Origin of the sequence: Sphingomonas sp. DC1600-2 (genome assembly GCF_049897605.1) — a bacterium.
GTDB lineage: Bacteria > Pseudomonadota > Alphaproteobacteria > Sphingomonadales > Sphingomonadaceae > Sphingomonas.
The window spans coordinates 82485-104695 of sequence record NZ_JAFCWO010000003.1; the positions used below are offsets into that span (position 1 = coordinate 82485).

The 22211-nt window shown below is 65.0% G+C and carries 20 protein-coding genes; 13 read left to right on the plus strand and 7 right to left on the minus strand.

The window, feature by feature from the left end:
• Positions 1-53 precede the first annotated feature (53 nt).
• From adh to ACP7BL_RS07165, 4 genes are all read left to right on the plus strand, one after another.
• Positions 54-1574 carry an aldehyde dehydrogenase gene (gene adh / locus ACP7BL_RS07150; protein WP_033963527.1) on the plus strand — a complete coding sequence of 507 codons (1521 nt, stop codon included), beginning with the start codon at positions 54-56 and terminating at the stop codon, positions 1572-1574.
• Between the two features lie 94 nt (positions 1575-1668).
• Positions 1669-2061 carry a DUF779 domain-containing protein gene (locus tag ACP7BL_RS07155; protein ID WP_033963528.1) on the plus strand — a complete coding sequence of 131 codons (393 nt, stop codon included), beginning with the start codon at positions 1669-1671 and terminating at the stop codon, positions 2059-2061.
• A gap of 34 nt (positions 2062-2095) precedes the next feature.
• The gene (locus tag ACP7BL_RS07160; protein ID WP_426257979.1) at positions 2096-3274 is read left to right on the plus strand and encodes an FIST N-terminal domain-containing protein; all 1179 of its coding nucleotides are present in this window, start codon (positions 2096-2098) and stop codon (positions 3272-3274) included.
• The gene (locus tag ACP7BL_RS07165) at positions 3274-5529 is read left to right on the plus strand and encodes a hybrid sensor histidine kinase/response regulator (protein ID WP_299106014.1); all 2256 of its coding nucleotides are present in this window, start codon (positions 3274-3276) and stop codon (positions 5527-5529) included. The genes ACP7BL_RS07160 and ACP7BL_RS07165 overlap by 1 nt, the downstream gene beginning before the upstream one ends.
• A 2-nt stretch (positions 5530-5531) precedes the next feature.
• Here the strand turns inward: ACP7BL_RS07165 and ACP7BL_RS07170 are convergent, their stop codons facing one another.
• From ACP7BL_RS07170 to pedF, 4 genes are all read right to left on the minus strand, one after another.
• The gene (locus tag ACP7BL_RS07170; protein WP_231564900.1) at positions 5532-6140 is read right to left on the minus strand and encodes a LuxR C-terminal-related transcriptional regulator; all 609 of its coding nucleotides are present in this window, start codon (positions 6138-6140) and stop codon (positions 5532-5534) included.
• 164 nt (positions 6141-6304) lie between these two features.
• Positions 6305-8092 carry a methanol/ethanol family PQQ-dependent dehydrogenase gene (locus ACP7BL_RS07175; RefSeq protein WP_171010502.1) on the minus strand — a complete coding sequence of 596 codons (1788 nt, stop codon included), beginning with the start codon at positions 8090-8092 and terminating at the stop codon, positions 6305-6307.
• Between the two features lie 123 nt (positions 8093-8215).
• Positions 8216-9070 (minus strand): substrate-binding periplasmic protein, encoded by an 855-nt coding sequence (locus ACP7BL_RS07180; RefSeq protein ID WP_126845452.1) that lies wholly within the window; start codon positions 9068-9070, stop codon positions 8216-8218.
• 4 nt (positions 9071-9074) lie between these two features.
• The gene (pedF, locus tag ACP7BL_RS07185) at positions 9075-9488 is read right to left on the minus strand and encodes a cytochrome c-550 PedF (RefSeq protein WP_052192066.1); all 414 of its coding nucleotides are present in this window, start codon (positions 9486-9488) and stop codon (positions 9075-9077) included.
• 147 nt (positions 9489-9635) lie between these two features.
• Here pedF and ACP7BL_RS07190 point away from each other — a divergent pair, with 147 nt between their 5' ends.
• The 4 genes from ACP7BL_RS07190 (at position 9636) to acs (ending at position 16182) form a co-directional block, all read left to right on the plus strand.
• Positions 9636-10601 (plus strand): PQQ-dependent catabolism-associated beta-propeller protein, encoded by a 966-nt coding sequence (locus tag ACP7BL_RS07190; RefSeq protein WP_033963533.1) that lies wholly within the window; start codon positions 9636-9638, stop codon positions 10599-10601.
• 111 nt (positions 10602-10712) lie between these two features.
• Positions 10713-12140, plus strand: a complete 1428-nt coding sequence (locus tag ACP7BL_RS07195; protein WP_299105996.1) for a porin — start codon at positions 10713-10715, stop codon at positions 12138-12140.
• An 80-nt stretch (positions 12141-12220) separates the two neighbouring features.
• The gene (locus ACP7BL_RS07200) at positions 12221-14233 is read left to right on the plus strand and encodes a TonB-dependent receptor plug domain-containing protein (protein WP_299105993.1); all 2013 of its coding nucleotides are present in this window, start codon (positions 12221-12223) and stop codon (positions 14231-14233) included.
• Positions 14230-16182, plus strand: coding sequence for an acetate--CoA ligase (gene acs, locus ACP7BL_RS07205; protein WP_366944954.1), 1953 nt, complete (start codon positions 14230-14232; stop codon positions 16180-16182). The genes ACP7BL_RS07200 and acs overlap by 4 nt, the downstream gene beginning before the upstream one ends.
• A 68-nt stretch (positions 16183-16250) precedes the next feature.
• Here the strand turns inward: acs and ACP7BL_RS07210 are convergent, their stop codons facing one another.
• Complete coding sequence (locus ACP7BL_RS07210) at positions 16251-17198, minus strand: quinoprotein relay system zinc metallohydrolase 1 (protein ID WP_299105987.1); 948 nt, start codon at positions 17196-17198, stop codon at positions 16251-16253.
• Entirely contained in the window at positions 17199-17996 is a 798-nt protein-coding gene (locus ACP7BL_RS07215) for a quinoprotein dehydrogenase-associated SoxYZ-like carrier (RefSeq protein WP_299105984.1), read from the minus strand. It abuts the gene before it with no gap.
• A gap of 93 nt (positions 17997-18089) precedes the next feature.
• Here ACP7BL_RS07215 and ACP7BL_RS07220 point away from each other — a divergent pair, with 93 nt between their 5' ends.
• From ACP7BL_RS07220 to ACP7BL_RS07235, 4 genes are all read left to right on the plus strand, one after another.
• Positions 18090-18638 carry a rhodanese-like domain-containing protein gene (locus ACP7BL_RS07220; RefSeq protein ID WP_299105981.1) on the plus strand — a complete coding sequence of 183 codons (549 nt, stop codon included), beginning with the start codon at positions 18090-18092 and terminating at the stop codon, positions 18636-18638.
• A gap of 383 nt (positions 18639-19021) precedes the next feature.
• On the plus strand, positions 19022-19972 hold the full coding sequence (locus ACP7BL_RS07225; protein WP_249340829.1) for a helix-turn-helix domain-containing protein: 951 nt from the start codon (positions 19022-19024) through the stop codon (positions 19970-19972).
• Positions 19973-20161: 189 nt separating this feature from the next.
• Positions 20162-20698, plus strand: coding sequence for a sigma-70 family RNA polymerase sigma factor (locus ACP7BL_RS07230; RefSeq protein WP_033963570.1), 537 nt, complete (start codon positions 20162-20164; stop codon positions 20696-20698).
• Positions 20688-21329 carry a DUF1109 domain-containing protein gene (locus ACP7BL_RS07235; protein WP_299105974.1) on the plus strand — a complete coding sequence of 214 codons (642 nt, stop codon included), beginning with the start codon at positions 20688-20690 and terminating at the stop codon, positions 21327-21329. Before ACP7BL_RS07230 ends, ACP7BL_RS07235 begins: the two co-directional genes overlap by 11 nt.
• Before the next feature lie 78 nt (positions 21330-21407).
• Here the strand turns inward: ACP7BL_RS07235 and ACP7BL_RS07240 are convergent, their stop codons facing one another.
• A complete protein-coding gene (locus ACP7BL_RS07240; protein WP_033963545.1) occupies positions 21408-21686 on the minus strand; it encodes a hypothetical protein in 279 nt (92 codons plus the stop codon).
• A 238-nt stretch (positions 21687-21924) separates the two neighbouring features.
• Here ACP7BL_RS07240 and ACP7BL_RS07245 point away from each other — a divergent pair, with 238 nt between their 5' ends.
• Positions 21925-22203, plus strand: coding sequence for a BufA1 family periplasmic bufferin-type metallophore (locus ACP7BL_RS07245; protein WP_033963547.1), 279 nt, complete (start codon positions 21925-21927; stop codon positions 22201-22203).
• Positions 22204-22211 lie beyond the last annotated feature (8 nt).

A 22211-nucleotide genomic window follows, 5' to 3' on the forward strand; every position in this document is an offset into this window, starting at 1 on the left:
GCAGATAGCCCGCATTGGTGTCAGCCACCGGGCTCATATCCAGGAGAGAAACTATGCTGCACCAGGCGCTCGAAGGTTTGAAAGGCAAGGTCGCGATTCGCTCGACTTATGACAATTACATTGGCGGCCAATGGGTCGCGCCGGTGCAGGGGCGCTATTTCGACAATCCCTCGCCGGTGACCGGCCAGACGGTGTGCCAGGTGGCGCGTGGTACCAAGGAAGACATCGATCTCGCACTCGACGCCGCGCACAAGGCGAAGGACGCGTGGGGCCGCACCTCTTATGCCGAACGCGCGGTGATCCTCAACAAGATCGCCGACCGGATCGAGGCAAATCTGCCGCTGATCGCGATGGTCGAGACAATCGACAACGGCAAGCCGATCCGCGAGACGACCGCCGCCGACATTCCGCTCGCGATCGACCATTTCCGCTATTTCGCGGGCTGCATCCGCGCGCAGGAAGGGGGCATTTCCGAGATCGACCATGACACGGTCGCGTATCATTATCACGAGCCGCTGGGCGTGGTCGGCCAGATCATCCCGTGGAATTTCCCGATCCTGATGGCGGTGTGGAAGCTCGCGCCCGCGCTCGCCGCCGGCAATTGCATCGTGCTCAAGCCAGCCGAGCAGACGCCGATGTCGATCATGGTCTTGATGGAGATTATCGGCGATCTGCTCCCGCCGGGTGTGCTCAACGTCGTCAACGGTTTCGGCGTCGAGGCGGGCAAGCCGTTGGCGCAGAGCCCGCGCATCGCCAAGATCGCCTTTACCGGCGAGACCACGACTGGCCGCCTAATCATGCAATATGCGACCGAAAATCTGATCCCGGTCACGCTCGAGCTCGGGGGCAAGTCGCCCAACATCTTCTTTGCCGATGTGATGGATCAGGACGACGATTTCCTCGACAAGGCGCTCGAAGGGTTCGCGATGTTCGCGCTCAACCAGGGCGAGGTGTGCACGTGCCCGAGCCGCGCGCTGGTGCATGAAAGCATCTACGACCGCTTCATGGAAAAGGCGGTCGCCCGCGTCGAGAAGATCGTGATGGGCAGCCCGCTGGATCCTTCGACCATGATCGGCGCGCAGGCGTCGAACGACCAGCTCGAAAAGATCCTGTCCTATTTCGATATCGCGCGCGACGAAGGAGCGAAGATCCTCACGGGCGGCGAGCGCGCGCAGCATGGCGACGATCTGGGCGGCGGCTATTACGTCAAGCCGACGATCATCTCGGGCAACAACAAGATGCGCGTCTTCCAGGAGGAAATCTTCGGCCCGGTGGTGGCGGTGACGCCGTTCAAGGACGATGCCGACGCGCTCGCGATCGCCAATGACACGCTCTATGGGCTCGGCGCGGGGGTTTGGACCCGCGACGGAACGCGCGCCTATCGCATGGGTCGCGGGATCCAGGCCGGACGGGTGTGGACCAATTGCTACCATCTTTACCCGGCGCACGCTGCGTTCGGCGGGTACAAGCAATCGGGGATCGGGCGCGAGAACCATCGCATGATGCTCGATCACTATCAGCAGACCAAGAATTTGCTCGTCAGCTACAGTCCGAAGCCGATGGGGTTTTTCTAGCGTATCGACCGAAGCCCGGCGGTCTGTTCCCTTGGCCGTCGGCTGCGGCGGGTCTTCGGACCCGCCGCTTTTTCCCGCGTTTCAGGAGCCGAGCGTGACGCCACCTGCCCGTATTCTCGCAACCGACGCCGCGATCGCCTTGATCGATCGGCTGAGCGCGATCCACGGGCGGGTGATGTTCCACCAGTCCGGGGGATGCTGCGACGGATCGGCACCGATGTGCTACCCTGCGGACGAGTTTCGGGTCGGTGGGCAGGACATTTTGCTGGGGCGTATCGCCGACGACGTGCCGGTGTGGATCGGTGCCGCGCAATTCGCCTATTGGCGGCATACGCAGGTGACGATCGATGTCGTGCCCGGGCGCGGCGCGGGGTTTTCGCTCGAGGGGCCCGAGGGACTGCGCTTCATCATCCGCAGCCGCGTCTTCAGCGACGCCGAGGTCGATGCGCTCGACGCGGCGGGCGTGCCGGTCTGCGGTGCCGGATGATCCATGGCAATCGACGCACCCGTGCAGGCATGACATGATGCCGCTCATGCTCGATGCCCCCCCGCCCGCGCGGTTGCGTTCCCCGGTCCGTACCGCTGCGACGCGGCTTGCGGATCCCGATGCCGCAGCGCAGGCGCTGTTTGCTGCCCTCGACCCGATGACGCTTGCCGGCGTGCTGATCTTCAGCTCCAGTCGCTACGCGCTCGATGGGCTGGCCGAGGCGATCAACCGGCGTAGCGAAGGGCTGTGTGTGGTGGGATGCACCTCTTCGGGTGAAATTACTCCGGAAGGCATCGCCGAGGGCACGATCGCTGCGATCGGTTTCCCGGCGAGTGATTTCACGCTCAACGCTGTCCGCTTCGATCATCTCGATTCGTTCGATGCCAGCCGTGCGCAAAGCGTCGTGCGCGCGCTGGTCGCCGAATCGACCGCCGCCTCGGACGCGCTTGGTCCCGAGGTGACGCGCGCCGCGATCTTCCTGGTCGACGGGCTGTCGCACCGCGAGGAGATGCTCACCGTCACCGTGCAGGATGCGCTCGGCGAAATCCCCCTGATCGGCGGATCTTCCGGCGACGGGCTCGACTTCAAGGAGACCTTCATCTTTCAGGACGGTGCCTTCCGCCGCGATGCCGCGCTCGTCGCGATCCTGTCCTCGGCGCGACCGATGCAGGTGTTTCGCTCGCAGCATTATGCGCCGGGACAGGTCAAGATGGTGATCACCGGGGCCGATCCGGTGGGGCGCGTCGTTACCGAGATCAACGCCGAACCGGCGGCGGAGGAATATGCCCGGCTGACCGGGACGACCGTCAACCAGCTCAGCCCCGCAGTCTTTGCCTCGCACCCGCCGATGGTGCGCGCCGGCGGCGAATATTATGTCCGATCGATCCAGTCGGCCAATCCCGACGGCAGTCTGACCTTCTATTGCGCGATCGACGAAGGTGTTGTGCTGACGCTGGGCGAGGCACGCAACATTCTCGACGGGCTCGGCACTTTGTTCGACGATCTCGATCGCAGTGTCGGTGGGATCGACCGGATCGTCGGGTTCGACTGTGTGCTCAACAAGATCGAGGCCGAACAGCGGCAATTGACCCGCAAAGTCTCTCGCATGTTCGTCGAACGGCGCGTCACTGGCTTCAACACCTATGGCGAGCAGTTCCACGCGCTCCACGTCAACCAGACCTTCAGCGGCCTGGCGATCGGCTGGGGGGACTGATGGCAACGCGGATCGCCGTGCCCCAAAGCCACGATGCCGCACGGATCGCGGCGCTCGAGGCTGAGATCGTCAAACTCAAGCGCATCAACACCGCTCTGATCGACCGCGTCGAACGCTCAACCGATCTTCAGGGCAATGCCTTCTCGCTGTTCGAGACCGCGATCTCGCTGGAGGGCAAGGTGCGCGAGCGTACCGCCGATCTGGAACAGGCGCTCGACGCGCTGGCGCGCAGCAACGCGGCGCTCGGGATCGCCAAGGAGACGGCCGACGATGCGCAACGCCGCTTGCGCGATGCGATCGAGAGCATCAACGAAGGCTTTGCGATTTTCGATGCCGATGATCGGCTTGTGCTGTGCAACCAGACCTATCTCGGCCTGTGGCCCAAGATCGCCGACCGGATCGTCCCCGGAATCTCCTTTTCCGAAATCACTGACATGATCGGCAAGGACGGCACCACGCTTGGGGCGATGGTCGCACACGACCGCTGGGTGTCCGAGCGGATGGCGCAGCGCATGGTCGCGAGCGGCGGGCATGTCCACGCGCTTGCCGACGGCCGCTGGATCCAGATCAACGAATTGCGCACCAGCGAGGGCGGGATCGTCGGCGTCTATACCGACATCACGGAAGTGAAGGCCGAGGATGCGCGGCTGCGCGCGCGTGAACTCGCCGAGAAGAGCGCGATCCTCCAGGCGACGCTCGATACGATCCCGCAGGGCGTGTGCGTCTACGATGCCGAGCGCCGGCTGGTCGCGTGGAACGATCCCCTGCTCGCAGTAATCGGTCTGCCCGCCGATGGGATCGCGATCGTCGCGACGCATGACGGGTTGGTCGCGGGATGTGTGGCGTTGAACGGACCGATGGAGCCAGACCTGCCGCTCGCTTGGCTCGAAGACGGCGTGCGCGATGCCGTCTCGCTCCGACGTTACCGAAGCGGCAAGGTCGTAGAGGTTCACCGTGCACGCATGCCCGATGGCGGGATGGTGATGAGCTTTGGCGATATCACCGAAAGCCTGCGCGCCGCCGAGCGGCTGCGCGAGACCAACGAGACGCTCGAACGCCGTGTCGAGGAACGTACCGCCGACATCAACGCGGTCAATCGCGAGCTCAGCCGCGAAAATGCCGAGCGCCTCGCGGTCGAGGCGGCACTGCGCGACGCCAAGACTGCAGCCGAACAAGCCAATATCTCCAAGACGCGTTTCCTCGCTGCGGCGAGCCACGATCTGTTGCAGCCGCTTAACGCTGCGCGGCTGTTTGTCGCCGCCTTGAGTGACCGGCGGCTCGCCTTGCCGACGCGCGCGCTGGTGCGCCAGGCGGGGTCGGCGCTCGATTCGGTCGAGGATCTGCTCGAATCGCTGCTCGAGATATCCCGGCTCGATGCCGGTGCGATCGTCGCCGAACCGATCGACTTCGCGCTCGACGAAATGCTGCGCAGCATGAAAGCCGAATTCGCACCCGTCGCGCGCGAGCGTCGGTTGACGCTGCGGATCGATGACGGTGTGTTCTGGGTGCGCTCCGATCCGCGCCTGTTGCGGCGGATTCTGCAGAACCTCATCGGCAATGCGTTACGCTATACCCAGGCCGGGTCGGTCGATGTCTCGGTTCGCGTCGAGGGTGAAATGCTGCAGGTCGAGGTGGTCGACACCGGCCCGGGGATCGCGCCCGAGCATCATGTCGAGATCTTCGAGGAATTCCGGCGAATCGGCGCGCATGGGCGTGATCGCGGGATGGGGCTGGGGCTGGCGATCGTTCAGCGTGCGGCGCGGATGCTCGGCCATGCGCTGACCGTCCGCTCCGCGCTCGGCGAGGGCTCGCGCTTCGGGGTGGAGGTTCCGCTCGGCACGCCCAGCGCGCACGTGTCGCATACCGTCGCGCCATCGCGCAGCGGGCCGCTCAACGATCGGGTCGTGCTCGTGATCGACAATGAGACATTGATCCTCGAAGGCATGTCGGCTCTGCTCGAGGGGTGGGGCTGCACCGTGCTGAACGCACGCGACATGGCGACCGGGATAGCGCAAGCCAACATCTCGCGGCCCAATCTCCTCATTGCCGACTATCACCTCGACGGCGGCCAGACCGGGGTCGGCGCGATTGAGGGCTTGCGGGCTGCGGAGGGTGCCGCAATCCCCGCGATTATCATCACAGCCGATCGTACCCCCGAATTGCGCGATCATCTCGCTGCGGCGGGCTTCCACGTCCTGCAGAAACCGGTCAAGCCCGCGCAGCTCCGCGCGCTGATCACGCGGCTCACGCAGTAATGTCAGGCGTCGGTCCCGAATTTCACCTTGTTGACGAGGATGACGGCCTGCGTGCGGCTGAACACCTTGAGCTTGGCGAGGATCGCCGAGACGTGCGCCTTGACCGTCGTCATCGAGACATCGAGCTCATAGGCGATCTGCTTGTTGAGCTTGCCCGCGACGACGAGCCGCAGCACGACCTTTTGCTGCGGCGTCAGGCTGTCGATGCGGCGCTGGATGTCGGCATCCTCGAGCGTCTCGGCGGCCTCGATCTCGTCCATCTCCGGGGCATAGAAATCCCCCGCGAGTACGGTCTTGAGCGCATCGACGATCGCACTGCGCCGCAGCGATTTGGGGATGAACCCGGCCGCCCCCGCCGCCAGCGCACCGCGTGCAAGACCGCGCTCCTGCGCCGCCGAGACGATGACCACGGGTACCGAGGGGAAGCGCTCGCGTAGCGCGATCAGCCCGGAAAAGCCGACCGCGCCGGGCATGTTGAGATCGAGCAGCACCAAGTCGAAATCGCCCTCGCGCGCGATCACCGCGCTGGCTTCGTCGAGCGAGGAGGCCTCGAACAGCTCGCATTGATCGAACGCCACCGCGATGACGGTGCGCAAACCATCGCGCACCATCGGATGGTCGTCGGCGATGAGCACGCGTTCCACGTAATCCAGATCCCCCTGTTGCGCCGTTCCGCTTGCCGAGCGTAGTCCGATTGCGCGGGAAAGCGAAACGGGGGCGGCATTCGCCACCCCCGCCGCACGGCTCCGCTCGACGCCGGATAGAGCCGTGCCGCTCACGATTTCGGCAGCTTAAACACCCACAGCGCACCACCCTGATTGATGTGCTGCACCGCCTTGGCGACTTCGCCGCCCCACAAAGGCACCGCGCCGCCCCAGCCCGACATCACCGCGACATATTGCTCGCCATCGGTTTCCCAGGTGATCGGCGTGCCGACCACGCCCGATCCCGTGTTGAACTTCCACAATTCCTTGCCGCTCTTGGCGTCGAACGCCTTGAGATATCCCTCGGGCGTGCCTGTGAACACGAGGTTGCCTGCCGTGCTCAGCACGCCGCCCCATAGCGGTGCCTTGTTGTTATATTCCCACGCGATTTTTCCCGTCGCCGGATCGATCGCGCGGAGCACACCGATATGATCCTCATAGAGCGGCTTGATCGTGAAGCCGGCACCGAGGAACGCCGCACCCTTCTTGTAGGCGATCGGCTCATTCCAGATATCCATGCCCCATTCGTTGCTGGGCACGTAGAACAGACCGGTCTGCTGGCTGTACGACATCGGCATCCAGTTCTTGGCACCAAGGAAGGCGGGGGCCGCGAACACGGTCGTTCCCTTTTCCGCGGTGGGCGGGCCGGGTCGGTTGGCCTCGACATAATTGGGCCTGCCGGTCTTCAAGTTATAGCCTGTCGCCCAAGTTGTTTTTGAGACGAACGGGGTGGCCTGCAGCAACTTGCCGTTGGTGCGGTCGAGAATGAAGAAATAGCCGTTGCGGTCGGCCTTGGCACCGAGCTTCATCATCTTTCCGCCGCGCATCGCGTCGAACGGGATCAATTCGTTGACTCCGTCGAAATCCCAGCCGTCGTGCGGTGTGGTCTGATAGTGCCATTTGATCTGGCCGGTGTCGGGATCGATCGCGAGCGTAGAGGCGGTGTAGAGATTGTCGCCGGGGCGCAAATGGCTGTTCCAGGGCGCAGGATTGCCCGTGCCCATGTAGATCAGGTTGGTATCGGGATCGTAGGTGCCCCCCAACCACGTCGCGCCGCCACCCTGCTTGTACTGGTCGCCCTGCCAGCTCGCATTGAGCTTGCCGGTCATTCCGTTTTCCTTGCCGCCCAGGGTGCCCATGTTCCCCTCGATCGTCGGACGCGTCCAGATCAGCTCGCCGGTGTTGACGTCGCGCGCCTGGATCTCGCCGATCACGCCGAATTCGCCACCCGAATTGCCGACGATGATCTTGCCGTGGACGATCATCGGCGCGGCGGTGAAGCTGTAGCCGGCCTTGTAGTCGGCGATCTGCTTGTTCCAGATGACCTTGCCGGTGTTGCGGTTGAGCGCAACGAGCCGGGCGTCGAGCGTGCCGAAGATGATCTTGTCGCCGTAGATCGCTGCCCCGCGATTGACCACGTCGCAGCACGGCACGATCGCATCGGGCAGACGCGCGTCATATTCCCATTTCTCCTCGCCGGTTTTCGCATCGAAGGCGAAGACGCGGGAATAGGAGCCGGTGACGTAAATCGTGCCGTCATAGACGAGCGGCTGCGATTCCTGCCCACGCTGCTTCTCCCCACCAAGCGAGGCGGCAAAAGCGGGAACGAGCTTGGCGACGTTGTCGGCGTTGATCGTGGAGATCGCACTAAAACGCTGTGCGCGCGGCCCCATGCCGTAGGTGAGCACGTCGCCCGGGGTGTTGGCGTCGTTCATCAAGTCTGCATCGGTCGGGCCGACCGCCGCCCCCGGCGCAGCGGCCTCCCCCGGTGCGGCATCGGGTGCCGCCACGAGCGGTGCCGCGAGCAGCGCGCTTCCGATTGCGAAAATCGACGTCTGTCGCACAATGCGCTTCATCATCTTCTCCCCTGGTTGTTCTTTACGCCCGCCATTTCCGGCGAGGTCGGCTGCTGCTGCAGTACGATCGCTTCACGCTATCACGGTACGCGCGCCCGCCAATTGGACCTTGGGCCTAGGCGGCGGTCACGATGCGAGCGGCGCGCGCAGCGTCACGCCGTACCGGTCGAAGATCGCCGGAACGGTTTTGTCGGCAATCAGTTCGGGAAGCAGAGTGTCGAGCCGGTCGCCGAGATCGCGGCTGTCGTCCTTCACCGCCAGGCCGATGTCCCAACCCGGGCTGGTCAGCGCCGGGATCGGCCCCTTGCGCGCAACGATCGCGTCGCCGCCCTTCGACAGCGCGTGCTCGACTTGCGCGCGCGTCGCCATTGCGAGATCGGTCTTGCCTTCGCGGACCGAGTCCAACGCGACCATGCCGCTGGTCATGTGCACGACGTCGCTGCGCAGCGCGCCGCCGAATTGGCCGCTCATGTAAAAATCGGGAATGCTGTTGAGCTCGACCGCAATTTTGTGGCCCTTGAACCGGGCCGGCGGATCCTCGCAATCGACCGCGCGGCCGCAGCCGATCGCGAAGCTCTCGCGATAATAGGGTGCGACGATCACGACGCGATCGTTGCGCAACGCAAAGGCGCGGTCGAACGGCGCGTGCATCATGATGTCCGACAGCGTGCCGCCGGTGGCGGGGCCTTTCCACACCATGTTGCGCAAGTCGTCGTCGACATCGTCGCCGGCAAGGAAGTCCCGAAACTCGGGCCTGACGCCCAGCTTGTGCGCGATTGCAGTACCGAGATCGACGTCGATCCCGCGCAGCGTTGCGCCTTCCAACCACGCCCAAGGCGCGAAATCGCGATAGACCGCGATGCGCAGTATGCCAGCGCTCCGGATCTTTTCGAGCGACGCCGCGCGCGCCGGGAATGCGGGGAGCGCCGCAGCCGCGCCGATCCCGGCAATCACGCCACGTCGGGTAAAGCCCGGGTTCATGGCACTAATCCTGGTGCTTGGTGTCGAGCCAGGAGCGGATCGCCCAGCCGGCTTTCTGCCCGAGAACATCGCCGAGCGGCGGCATATAGACCTTGCCGTCGCGCGCCGAGCCATGCTGGTAGCGATTGATGAACCACTCGTCGCCCGCTTCGCCGACATCGAGATAGCGCAGATCGGGCGCAATGCCGCCCGACATCGCTTCAAGGCCATGGCAGCGGGCGCAATTCTGGCCATATGCCGATTCGCCGATCTTGATCGCGGTCGCATTGCCGCGATACGGATTTTTGACGAGCCATGCCTCGCCAATGTCGGGCAGGGCGCTCGTGTCGACCGGTTGCGGCAGCACATTGCCATGCGCGAAGACCGCATTGCCGATCAGCGCGGTGGCAAGTCCCGTCGCCACAAGCAAAGCGAGCATCGACAGGCTGGGGATCTTCATCGGCTTCCTCTCCACGGCTTTCGCGGTCTTCGCGATTGAGTCGGGGATGTAGGCGGGTGCAGGCCTGCGACCCTATTGCACTTAGGTACAGCATGCGCCCGCGCGCGATTGGACTAGACCCGTCTCATGCGGATTTGTCTTACCCTGCCCTTGCTTTGCGCTCTCGCTTTCGGGGGGAGTGCGCGCGCCGAGACGGTCTACGTCTCCAATGAAAAGGGAAACAGTATCACCGTGATCGACGCGACGTCGCTCAAGGTCGTGGCGACCTGGCCGATCGGCAAGCGCCCGCGCGGCATCGTCCTCTCGCGCGACGGCAAGTTTCTCTATGTCTGCGCGAGCGACGACAATGCCGTGCAAGTCATCGACCGCGCGACGGGCAAGGTCGTCGCTGACTTGCCGTCGGGCGAGGACCCCGAGCAGTTCGCGCTATCGCCCGACGGTACCATGCTGTTCGCGGCGAATGAACGCGACGCTGCGGTGACCGCGATCGATGTCGCCAAGCATGTCGTCGCTTGGCAAGTCGATGTCGGGGTCGAACCCGAAGGGATGGCGGTCAGCCCCGACGGCAAGACGGTTGTCTCGACCTCGGAGACCGATGACTCGGTGCATTGGATCGATCTCGCCAGCCACAAGGACTTTGCGCAGACTGCGGTCGGGATGCGCCCGCGCCACGCCGAATTCACCGCCGACGGCAAGGCGCTGTGGGTCAGTTCGGAAATCGGTGGCGAAGTGCAGATTCTCGACACGACCAGCCACGCGGTGACCAAAACGATCGCCTTCGCGCCCCCGGGGGTGTTCAAGGACAAGATCATGCCGGTCGGTATCCGCTTCACGCCCGACCGCAAGCAGGCCGTCGTCGCGTTGGGGCGCGCCGATACGCTTGCAATCGTCGACGTCGCGAGCGCGACGGTGACCGGATACATCCCGGTCGGGCGGCGCGTGTGGCACTCCGCGATCGATGCCGCAGGGAGCCGCGTCTTTTCGGCCAATGGACTTTCGGACAATGTCTCGGTGGTCGATCTCGCGACCAAGGCCGTGATCGCGACGATTGCTGTGGGCCGCGCGCCCTGGGGCGTCGTCGTCGCGCCCTGATCGGACGCCGCGCACCACGCACCAAAGTCCAATTCCCCGATCGCCGCCGCGGGCGCAGCGTTGGCGCACAGGCACCGCGAAAGGCGGGCCGCTATCAGGGGGAGGATATCCGTGAGGGGCACCACAACATTGCTGCAGGCGGTCTGCGCGGCCGCATTGCTGGCGGGCGCGACGCCCGCATTCGCGCAAGACGACACGACCAGCGCCCTGCTGCTGCGGCTGAAGGAGAAGGGCATCCTGACGCAGGCGGAATATGACGATCTGATCGCGCGCAAGCCACCCGCCGCGCCACCCGCCCCACAACCCGCTGCAGTCGCGACCAACCCGACCGCCGAGCCGCAGACCGCAGCTGCCGCGCAGCTCGACGACAAACGGCTGGTGCGGATGACGAGCAGCGGGATCGGCATGGAAGTCGGCGGCGTGACGGTGAAGTTCTCGGGCTCGGTCAACGCCTTCTATACGCATGATTCGCCCGATAAGCGCCTTGCCGGCACGACGGTCGTCGGCGGTCTCGCCAATACCGGCCCGCAGAACAGTTCGGCGATCCGCAACGGGCTGCTGCCGGGCATCTTCGGGCTCGACGTGTCGACCAACCAGGGCGGCTGGGACATTGCCGCGCACTTCGGCTTCTATCCCGGCATCAACAGCAATTCGTACGGCGGCAATGGTGCCAACGCCGCCGGTGCGCCAGTCGCGCTGGCGACCGCAGGGATCGATGCCCGGCAGACCTATATGACGATCGGCAAGCCGCATCTCGGCACCTTCAAGCTCGGGCGTGACATCGGCCTGTTCGGGTCCGATGCGATTCTGAACGATATCACCCTGCTGTCGGTCGGCACGCCGGGCAGCAATGCGGGCCCGTCGAACACCTCGCTCGGGCGGATCGGGATCGGCTATATCTACACCGACTTCCAGCCGCAGATCACCTACACCACGCCCGTGTTCGGCGGCTTTCAGGCGTCGGCCGGAATCTTCCAGCCGTTGTCGACGCTGACGGGCGGGGCCGAGGTCAACGGCACGCCCGGTTTTCAGGGTAAGGTCACCTATGACTTCAAGGCCGACACATTCACGGGTCACCTGTGGGCGTCGGGCATTACGCAGAAGCATGACGGCTTTGCCGGCGCGCCGAGCTATACCGGCAGCGGCTTCGATGTCGGTGGCAAGCTCGGCTATGGTCCGCTGAATGTGCTCGGTTATTATTATGGCGGGTCGGGGCTGGGGACGACGGCGCTGTTCGTCTTCTCGACCGATGCGCTCGGGCGCAAGCGTGACAGCAGCGGCTTTTACGGTCAGGCCAGCCTGACCTTCGACAAGTTCACGGTCGCGGGGAGCTATGGGCAGAGCAAGCTCGATCTCGCGCGTGGCGAGGTCAACCCGACGTTGCTCGACAAGAATAGCAGCTGGGTTGGACAGCTACGCTACGGCCTGACGAGCTGGGTTACGCTGCTCGCCGAATATATCCATACCAAGGCGGAGGCGCAGGGCCCGAACGAGGCCAAGTCCAATACCGTATCGGTCGGGTCGATCCTGTTCTTCTAATTGTGCAACTATGCGGTGGCGGGGGCGGTTCGATTGAACCCATCTCGCCACCCGTCCTATTTTGAAAGCGCCGGCCCGTCATGCGTCGCTCGTCATTCCTTCCGTTGCTGGCGTTGGTGGTTCCATCGTCTGCGCTCGCGCAGCAAAGCCCCGCACCGTCTGCCGATCCCGCCGATATCGTGGTGCTCGGCCAGCCGCTTCCGCTTCCGCCGGGGATGCCGGCCTATGGCTCGGTAACGATCGGCCGTTCGCGCTTGACCAGCGATGCGACTGGGCGGGTCGAGGACGTGCTGCTCGACGTTGCGGGGTTCCAGCAATTCCGCCGATCGGACAGTCGCTCGGCCAACCCTTCGGCGCAGGGTGTGACGTTGCGCGCGCTCGGCGGCAATGCGTCGAGCCGCGCGCTTGTGCTGCTCGACGGTGTCCCGCTGGCCGATCCGTTCTTCGGGTACATTCCCTTCAATGCGATCTCGGCGGATCGGCTCGCTGGCGTGCGCGTGACGCGCGGCGGCGGCGCGGGTGCGTTCGGTGCCGGTGCCGTCGCGGGGACAATCGAGCTGGCGAGTGCGACCCGCCACGACCTGCCGACGATTGCGGCGGAGGCCTTCTACGGCAGCAACAACGCGCAGGAAGTGTCGGCAAGTGTCTCGCCCGATATTGGCGGCGGGTTCGTCAGCGTGTCGGGCAAGTTCGAGCGCGGCGACGGTTTTTACACCACGCCGCCATCCCAGTTCACCGCCGCGACCGTCCGCGCGCGCTACCGGGATGGATCGGGCACCATTCGCGCGGTCGTGCCGATCGATGCGCAGACCGAACTCCAGGTGCGCGGTCTGCTGTATCGCGACGAGCGGACGCTCCGCTTTGTGGGCGCGAACAGCAGCAGCGAGGGGGAGGATGCCAGCGTCCGGCTAATCCATCGCGGGGATTGGGCGATCGATGCGCTGGCATATGTCCAGGCGCGCAATTTTTCCAACCGCGTAATCAGCGCGACCAGCTTCAAGCTCACGCTCGACCAGCGCAACACGCCGGCGACGGGGGTTGGCGGCAAGATCGAGCTGCGCCCGCCGGTCGGGGCCGACCATGTTCTGCGCATCGGTGCCGATGTCCGGCTCGGCGACGGCGAATTGTACGAAGACGCCTATGCCGCGAGCGGCGCGGTCACCGCGCGGCGCAATGCCGGGGGCCATACCAGCACGACCGGTCTGTTCGTCGAGGATGACTGGACGCTCGGGCGACTGGTGCTGACCGCCGGTGTTCGTGGCGATCGCTGGACGATCACCCAGGGCTTCTTCCACGAGGCCAGCGCGACAGGCGCGACGACCACCGACACGCGCTATCACGACCGTCATGGGTTTGAGGGCACCGGGCGCGCGGGCGCGCTGTTCCACGCGAGCGACGCACTCGCGCTGCGCGCGGCGGGTTATACCGGCTTCCGCTTGCCGACGCTCAACGAACTCTATCGCCCGTTTGTGGTTTTCCCGATTACCACGCAAGCTAATGCGGCGCTCGGGCTCGAACGGCTGCGCGGAGCCGAGGCCGGGCTCGACCTCACGCCGGTCGCTGGCGTCACCCTCGGGATCACCGGCTTCTACAACCGCCTCGACGGCGCGATCGCCAACGTCACGATCGGGCCCAATCTGCGCCAACGCCGCAACGTCGATGCGATCGTCGCCAAGGGGATCGAGTTCACCGCGCGGGCCGCGCGCGGGCGCTTTTCGGTCGATGGCTCCTATGCGTTCAGCGACAGCCGGGTCCACGCATCGGGTGCATCGCGACAGCTTGATGGCTTCATCCCGGCGCAGAGCCCGCGGCACAGCGGCAGCGCGACGCTCGCCTGGGCATCGCCGCGTGGTTTCGCCGCCTCGCTCACCGCGCGCTATGTCGGCAAGCAATATGAGGACGATCTGCAGACCGACGTGCTCCCGTCCGCGACGACGCTCGACGGGGTGCTCACACTGCCCGTCGCCAGGCGTGTGGCGGTCGTCCTGCGCGGCGAAAATCTTTCCGACGAAACGGTGATCACCCGCAACGCGGCGGGATCGATCGACGTCGGCACCCCGCGCACGCTGTGGATCGGCGTGCGCTTGCGATGAGGAAGACAGACGTGACGCCAGATATCTATCCCGTTCCGACCAACTGGGCGACCGAGGCGACGATCACCGCGGAACGCTATGCGACGGACTATGCCCGCTCGCTCGACGACGCCGATCGGTTTTGGCTCGAACAGGCAGAACGGCTCGACTGGTTCACCCCGCCGAGCGTGGCCAATCAAAGCAGTTTCCACGAAGCCGATTTCGGCGTGCGCTGGTTCGCCGATGGGGTGCTCAACGTCTCGGTCAATTGCATCGACCGGCATCTCGCGACGCGCGGCGATCAGGTCGCGATCGTGTGGGAGCCCGACGCTCCCGATCGCCCTGCGCGCCACATCACCTTTACCGAACTCCATGCCGAAGTGTGCCGCTTCGCCAACGTGCTGAAGGCGCAGGGCGTGCGTAAGGGTGACCGCGTAACGCTATATCTGCCGATGATCCCCGAGGCGGCGTTCGCGATGCTGGCGTGCGCGCGAATCGGCGCGATCCATTCCATCGTCTTCGGCGGCTTTTCGCCCGAGGCGCTGGCCGGGCGGATCACCGATTGCGACAGCCATATCGTCATCACCGCCGACGAGGGCTGTCGCGGCGGCAAATGCGTCCCGCTCAAGGCCAATGTCGATGCCGCCGCCAAACTCACCACCTGCCTCGACACGGTGATCGTGCTGCGCGCGACCGGCGGCCCCGTCGCGATGCAGGACGGACGCGACGTCTGGTATCACGAGGCCGCGGCGCAGGTGGATGCCGAGTGCCCGCCCGAATGGATGAACGCGGAAGATCCGCTGTTCCTGCTCTACACGTCGGGATCGACGGGCAAGCCCAAGGGCGTGCTTCACACCACCGGCGGCTATCTGCTCTGGGCGGCCTATACCCATGCCTGCGTGTTCGATTGCCGCGACGGCGACACCTATTGGTGCGCCGCCGACATCGGGTGGGTCACCGGGCACAGCTATATCGTCTATGGCCCGCTCGCCAACGGCGTTACTACGCTGATGTACGAGGGCGTGCCCAACTGGCCGACCCCGGCGCGGATCTGGCAAGTGGTCGATCGCCATCAGGTGACGCAACTCTATACCGCGCCGACCGCGCTACGTGCGCTGATGCGCGAGGGCGACGGCTTCGTCACGCAGACCAGTCGCGCCTCGCTCCGCCTGCTCGGTTCGGTCGGCGAGCCGATCAATCCCGAGGCGTGGCGCTGGTATCATGAGATCGTCGGTGAGGGGCGCTGCCCGATCGTCGATACATGGTGGCAAACCGAGACCGGCGGGCACATGATTACGCCGCTGCCCGGTGCGACGCCGCTCAAGCCCGGTGCCGCGAGTGTCCCGTTCTTCGGGGTCGAGCCGGCGCTGGTCGATGCGGCGGGCGCGGTGCTCGAGGGAGCGATCGAGGGCAATCTCGTCCTCACGCGGAGCTGGCCGGGGCAGATGCGGACCGTCTGGGGCGACCATGCGCGCTTTTTCGAGACCTATTTCTCGGCCTATCCCGGCGTCTATTTCACCGGTGACGGCGCACGACGGGACGCCGACGGGTATTGGTGGATCACTGGCCGCGTCGATGACGTCATCAATGTTTCGGGGCATCGCATGGGAACTGCCGAGGTGGAATCGGCGCTCGTGCTGCACCGCGCCGTCGTCGAGGCGGCGGTGGTTGGCTTCCCACACGACATCAAGGGGCAGGGGATTTACGCCTATGTCACGCTCAATACCGGCGAGGTGCCGAGCGCAGCGTTGCGCAAGGATCTGGTGGCGTGGGTCCGCACCGAAATCGGCCCGATCGCAACGCCCGACGCGATCCAGTTCACCCCCGGCCTGCCCAAGACGCGGTCAGGCAAGATCATGCGCCGGATCCTGCGCAAGATCGCCGAGGGGGACATCGCCACGCTCGGCGATACCAGCACGCTGGCCGACCCGGCGGTGGTCGACGATTTGATCGCCAACCGCGTCGGATAACACACGCGTCTCGCCGTGTTTCTGCGCGAAAGAGAGCGCTCCGTGTGCGCAGGAGCCTATGCGGAGCGTCAGCGCCCTGCGTCGATCCGGGGCAGGAGCTCGGCCTCAAGCCCCGGATAGAGATGAGCGACGGAGCGCTGCAGTTCGTAGCGCGCGGCCTGCAGCGTCGCGAAACGCGCCGGGATCATGACGTTGCCCGCCGCGACATTGTCGTCGCCGGCGATGACCGACGCGCGCAGTGTGGCGGCGAGCCAGTCGAGCCAGTCGCGCGTCTGGACGATCGCAGTGGCGGGGGTGGGATCGACCGGGCCATGTCCCGGCACGACGCGCTTGTGACCCAACGCTTCGAGCGTCTTCAGCGAATCGTGCCATTTCGCCAGGTCGGCATGTGGGGTGGAGGGCGCGCGATCATGGAACACGAGGTCGCCTGCGATCAGCGTTCCGCTCGCTTCGTCGAGGATCGCGAGGTCGGCCGGGCTGTGCCCCGCCAGCGGGAGCAGTCGAAACCGCCGTGTCCCGAATGTCTCGCGATCGGCCGTCAGGATCGCGCCCGGCGGCGTGAATTCGGTCCCGCGCATCCAATCGCCGAGCAGCCGGTACATCCCATCAGAAAAGCCGGCACCCTCGCTCTTCAAGAGGTTCGCCAATTGTGGCGTGGCCGCGACGATCCCGGGCGCGAAAGCGGCGGCACCATAAATATGGTCGGGGTGGAAATGGGTCAGATAGACGCGAACCACCGGCTGGCCGGTCAGCGCTTGGGCCGCCTGCTTGAGCGCGACGCCATAGCGCAGCGACGGGCCGCAATCGACGAGCACGGTCCCGCCCTCGGTTGCGAGAATCGTGATATTGGCGATCGCGCCACCATTGGCCATCGCGATCGGCGCATCGACGCCTCGCACGACCCACAGCCCATCGGCAACCTTCTCGGGAATGATCCGATAGGCGAGCGGCTGGGCGCGGGCCGGCAGCGCGATCGCGCCAAGCAGACCCGCCAATGCGATCCGGCGATCGATCATCTAGCGGACCGCGGCCAGCGCGGGTGTCGCCTCGCGCACCGCGAGCGACCCGTCATAGCGGATCCCGTTGGTGTCGCTGGCGCGCACGGCCACCGTCTCGCCCGCTGCCGTGTCGGCGATGATGGAGATCGTCGGATCCTCGGCGACCGACGCCTCGATCCGCATCGTTCCGTATGCCTTGCCCGTCCCGCTCAGGGTGAGCGTGTCGAGATTGTACGTCGGGATGTTCGCGACGAAGCCGGTATCCATCGGGTGGCGGAAGGCCACCCGGATGTGTGTGCCGTCGGCCCCGCGCACCGCGACGCCGCGGACTTCGCCGAGATGGTCTGCCCAATCGCCCCTGACACGACTTGTCGGCGGGGTCGAGCAGCCCCCGCCCGCTGCATCGATCCAGCCGCCGCCGACGAGCCAGCTGCCATCGGCGAGCTGCACCGCACCGCGCACCGGGGTGCGCTGGTCGAGCTTGATTCGCGTCGCAAGAAACGCCCGGGCACCGGCGAGCGTATAATCGATCGCAAGCGGAATTGGGTTAAGGTCGGCGAACAGCAGGATACGCTTCACCCCCTCAATGCCGCGCGCGTCGACCGTCACGGGAAAGCTGGTCTGGTTTTCGGCGATTTCGGGAAAGATCACATGAACGCGATCGTCGAAGCGGACGGGGTCGTTGCCGAACAGTGTGTCGCCCAATCGCTGCCACATCGGCGATCCGAGCGGATCGGCGGGCAGGGTCGCGTGCGCCGGTAGCGGTGCCAGCGCCAGCAATAGCCCCCCGATCCAGGGTAGCGACGATACGACCATAATCTTCTCCCAAAGCACAGCTTAGCAGCGCGGCGACGCCTGCTACTATGCGACTTTGGGCCAAGCGGAGCGTTGCGGATGCGAAGGGCAATCATGCTTGCGGTGGCAGTGCTAGCCTCGACCGGGGGCGTGGTACAGGCCGACTCCCGCCCCCCAGCCGAAGCCCCACTGTTCGATCCGATCACAGGTTATCGAATGAGCCATTATCGCGGCGTTATCCCTTCAATCCCCGAAGGTGTCAGGCGCGTCGACGTCGCGCAGGCACATGCCTTGTGGCGGGCGGGTGCCATTTTTATCGACGTCAATCCTGCACCCGGTGCGCTCCGCGACGTCGAGACCGGACGATGGAGTCTTGCCGAGCCGCATGCCTCGATCCCAGGCGCGCATTGGTTCGCCGAGAGCGGGCGCGGCGAACTCGACCCCGGGATCGAGCAAGCCATGCTGCTCCGCGTGCGCCGTCTGGCTGCCCGGCACCCCCATCGCCCGCTTGTCGTGTTCTGCCAGGCCGATTGCTGGATGAGCTGGAACGCCGCACTGCGCCTGCATCGCGCAGGGCTGCCCGACATACGCTGGTTCGCCGACGGGCTCGACGGTTGGAAGGAGGCGGGCTTTGCCGTGACGCTGACGGTTCCAGCGGGATGAACCGAATTTTATGGAGTGTCGCTTGGACCTGCGATGGTTCGTCAGGCGCGCAAGAGAGACGCCAGTCGTGCCACTCGACGCCGGTGTCCTGGCACCGGGCATTCCCGGCTGTAGTCTTCGATGACGCTGAGCAGGCAGCGCCGCCGCCCATTGAGTACGATGACCAGCGAATGCGAACGAGCGTACCAAAGGGCGGCCCTGGACTTCATGCTGATGGCTGCAGCGGCGTCGCTGCCGTTCTTTGGAACCCCCAACGCGAGCCGTATCGATAATCGAGCCTGTACGCATGCGCCCGTGCCAGATCATCCACCGACGTGCCGCATCATCCGTATTTTTGTCTTCGTTGCGAATCGTCTGGAATCATTGCGACAAAACGGCACACTATGCCGGTTATGAACGACGCCGCGATCGACCAGATTCTTGCTGCGCTCGCGGTGAACGTGAAGGAGTTCGCAGTCTGCGAGTTCACCGCGACCTCGGCGATTGAAATCAAGCAGCTCGACAAGATCGAGGTCCACTTCATTCTCGCGGGTACGCTCTATCTCGGCCTCGCCGACGGCGCGTGCATCGAGGCACCGGTGGGCAGCGTGGTCCTGGTACCGGCATATATCGATCAGGTGATCGGCGGTTCGGCCACGCCCTCCAAGATCCTCACTTCGCAGGAGACATGCAGCAGGCGGCGCGACGGCTTGATGCACTACGACGCTACGATGGGAAGCCCGGGCAGCGTCGTTGTCGCCTGCGGCCAGATCAAGGCCGACATCGGTGGATCGTTCGGGCCGTTCGAGGGGCTGAAAGAGCCGATCTGTTCGTATGTCGCCGATGAACCGGTCGTTGGCGTCGCCTTCTCGACGATCCTTCGTGAAACAGGCGTCGCGGCACTGGGGAGCAAAGCACTCATCGGATCGCTGATGAAGGCGTGCCTGATCCTGGCATTGCGCCGATCCGCTCAGGACCGTGGCTCGCGGGAAGTCCTCCCCGGCCTGTTCGAGCGGCCGTCCCTGGCGCGGGCGGTGGCGCGGGTCGTCGAGGATCCGGCCTCACATCATAGTCTGGCCGATCTTGCCCGCGCGGCCGGCATGAGCAGGTCCAAATTCGCGAAAGTCTTTGCGGAGACGGTTGGGTCGCCGCCGATGGAGTTCGTGAACCGCGCACGTCTCGACAAAGCGCGGCAGCTCGTCTTGTCGACGGACCTTTCGATCTCCGACATCGCCAATCATGCGGGCTTCGCCAGCCGCAGCCATTTCAGTCGCAGCTTTCGCAACGCATTCGGCATCGATCCGACGCGCATGCGCCGGAACGGCCTGAACGGGGATGCCCAGGATGCGCAATGAGCGAAAGTTTTCGGCAGTGAGAGCACGACGCATATCGGTGGCGTGCAAAAAGACCCCACGCGTTTTTATTTTGGGCGAGACTGTAACCGTCCAGCCGGTTCCGCCGAATGACGGGACGTGCAACCCCACCTTCGTCTTGCGGTTCAACGATCGGCCAGCGCTGCGGTCCTGGTGCCGGGGAGCTCGTCGATGAGCGAGACCGCGGACCAATGGGGTCAATTGATGGCTGCGGCCCAAGAGGGGCATGCCGCCGCCTATCGGCGGCTGCTGGACGAGATCAGGCATTGGCTGAAGGGTTTTTACGCACGCCGCCTTCCCCCCGCTATGGTGGACGATGCCGTTCAGGACACGCTGATTGCAATCCACGAAAAGCGGCACACCTACGACCCGGAAAGGCCGTTCAAGCCGTGGCTGATGGCGGTCGCCCGGTACAAATGGATCGATCGCCTGCGGTCGATGAGCCGCTCCCGGACCGAGGAACTCCCTGAAGAGATCGCTGTTGAGGACCATGAGCGCAACGTGACCAGCTCGGTGATTTTGGCGCGGTTGATGACCGAGTTGAAACCCGCACAGGCCGAAGCGATTCGGCTCGTGAAAATCGAGGGTTTTTCGGTTGAGGAAGCCTCCGAAAGGACCGGCCAGTCCGGATCCCTTATCAAGGTGAATATCCACCGGGGGCTGGCGCGGTTAGCCATGATTGTTCAGAAGCAAGCCGATGTCGAATGATGCGCTGATCGATAAACTGGTAGGGGATCTTCGTCCGGTGCCCCGGCCGAGGCTCGGCCCCCAATTTGTCACCCTCCTCATACTAGCCGTCGTCGAACTCGTCGGCTTCCTGGCGCTTGGCACGATCCGGCCCGATCTCGGCGCGGCGCTCGGCCGTGCGGCCTTCTGGTGGAAGATGGCGGGGCTCGGAGTCCTCGCACTTATTGGCGTGAATGTCGCTTTGCAGTCCTTCAGCCCGGTGTCCATGCCACGAAAGGGGCTTCGCCGCTGGGGGCTTGCCCTCACGGCGATCGTCTTGGTCGGCGTGGGTATCGACGTTGCCGGTCAAGGCCTGGATGGGCTCGCTGCCCGATTGATGTGGCGAATGGGCGTCGAGTGCCTGGCCGTCATGACGGTCCTTTCGGTTCCGCCCGTGATCGCCCTTGGATATATGATGCGCCGAGGTGCGCCGACCGATCTTGAGGCGAGCGCATCGGCCGTCGGCGTAGCCGCAGCCGCGTGGGGCGCATTTATCTTCGCCTTTCACTGCCCGAGCGACGATCCCTTCTACATCGTGTTCTGGTACGCACTCGGTTGCGCGGCCATCACGCTGGTCGCGCGTGCCATCCTCCCCTTGACCTCACGCTGGTAATACCGCCCGACAGCTTTACGCCGCCGGACGATATTCCGCGTAAGTCGGGCCGGCCGTTCAACCGAGCCCAACGGCTGTTCAGCCCGCCTTCGGGGTGAGGCTGCCGCCCATCTTGGCGCACGACTTGGCGGAGAGGTCCTTGAAACCCTGGCCCTTGCAGTCGTTCTGGCCCTTGCAGTCATGCGTGCCCGACTTGCAGTCCGACTGGCCCTTGCACGAATTGACGCCGTAACAGGGCTGCACCTTGCCCGATGCGTGTGCGCCAGCAGCCTGCGCCGGGCTCACGGATGCGACACCTGCGAAGGCGAGCATGGCGGCGGCGGAGGCGATGGCAGCGCCGGTCTTGAAGGTCTTCATAGCAAACTCCTGAATTGAGACGTTGACTTGCCGAGTGGCAGCCATGTTTTCGCCGCGCGATGACGGGCGGTTACAGACGCATTTTAAAATCTAACTGCGGGGGCGACCTGTAACCGGGGCGCGCGTCCCAGCGGACTCATCGTCGTGGTCCGACCCTGTCAGCCTCCCGGACCACCGTGCGGCGCTCCCTCCCTTCCCGACGGACCGCCGCACGTGAGGCTGAATTGGAGACCGTAAGATGACAAGTCGTACCACCACCGCGCTCAGCGCCCTGCTGCTCGCGTCCCTCGCAGCCGGTGCCACCACGGCCGCCCACGCCCAGGCGAGCAAGCCGATGGAGAAATGCTACGGCGTCGCCAAGGCCGGCAAGAACGACTGCAAGGCCGGTGCCGGCACCACCTGCGCGGGCACTTCCAAGGTCAACTATCAGAAGGACGCGTGGAAGCTCGTGCCGGCCGGCACCTGCGCCAAGATCAAGACTCCCAAGGGCTTCGGCTCGCTCACGCCGGGCGCCTGAGGAGTCGA

Coding starts and splice junctions, on each gene's coding strand:
- ACP7BL_RS07165 (WP_299106014.1), top strand. CDS start 3,274: ATGGCAACGCGGATCGCCGTGCCCCAAAGCCACGATGCCGCACGGATC.
- ACP7BL_RS07240 (WP_033963545.1), bottom strand. CDS start 21,686: ATGAAGACCTTCAAGACCGGCGCTGCCATCGCCTCCGCCGCCGCCATG.
- adh (WP_033963527.1), top strand. CDS start 54: ATGCTGCACCAGGCGCTCGAAGGTTTGAAAGGCAAGGTCGCGATTCGC.
- ACP7BL_RS07210 (WP_299105987.1), bottom strand. CDS start 17,198: ATGATCGATCGCCGGATCGCATTGGCGGGTCTGCTTGGCGCGATCGCG.
- ACP7BL_RS07180 (WP_126845452.1), bottom strand. CDS start 9,070: ATGAACCCGGGCTTTACCCGACGTGGCGTGATTGCCGGGATCGGCGCG.
- pedF (WP_052192066.1), bottom strand. CDS start 9,488: ATGCTCGCTTTGCTTGTGGCGACGGGACTTGCCACCGCGCTGATCGGC.
- ACP7BL_RS07220 (WP_299105981.1), top strand. CDS start 18,090: ATGCTTGCGGTGGCAGTGCTAGCCTCGACCGGGGGCGTGGTACAGGCC.
- ACP7BL_RS07225 (WP_249340829.1), top strand. CDS start 19,022: ATGCCGGTTATGAACGACGCCGCGATCGACCAGATTCTTGCTGCGCTC.
- ACP7BL_RS07175 (WP_171010502.1), bottom strand. CDS start 8,092: ATGATGAAGCGCATTGTGCGACAGACGTCGATTTTCGCAATCGGAAGC.
- ACP7BL_RS07200 (WP_299105993.1), top strand. CDS start 12,221: ATGCGTCGCTCGTCATTCCTTCCGTTGCTGGCGTTGGTGGTTCCATCG.
- ACP7BL_RS07230 (WP_033963570.1), top strand. CDS start 20,162: ATGAGCGAGACCGCGGACCAATGGGGTCAATTGATGGCTGCGGCCCAA.
- ACP7BL_RS07215 (WP_299105984.1), bottom strand. CDS start 17,996: ATGGTCGTATCGTCGCTACCCTGGATCGGGGGGCTATTGCTGGCGCTG.
- ACP7BL_RS07235 (WP_299105974.1), top strand. CDS start 20,688: ATGTCGAATGATGCGCTGATCGATAAACTGGTAGGGGATCTTCGTCCG.
- ACP7BL_RS07160 (WP_426257979.1), top strand. CDS start 2,096: ATGATGCCGCTCATGCTCGATGCCCCCCCGCCCGCGCGGTTGCGTTCC.
- acs (WP_366944954.1), top strand. CDS start 14,230: ATGAGGAAGACAGACGTGACGCCAGATATCTATCCCGTTCCGACCAAC.
- ACP7BL_RS07245 (WP_033963547.1), top strand. CDS start 21,925: ATGACAAGTCGTACCACCACCGCGCTCAGCGCCCTGCTGCTCGCGTCC.
- ACP7BL_RS07170 (WP_231564900.1), bottom strand. CDS start 6,140: ATGGTGCGCGATGGTTTGCGCACCGTCATCGCGGTGGCGTTCGATCAA.
- ACP7BL_RS07190 (WP_033963533.1), top strand. CDS start 9,636: ATGCGGATTTGTCTTACCCTGCCCTTGCTTTGCGCTCTCGCTTTCGGG.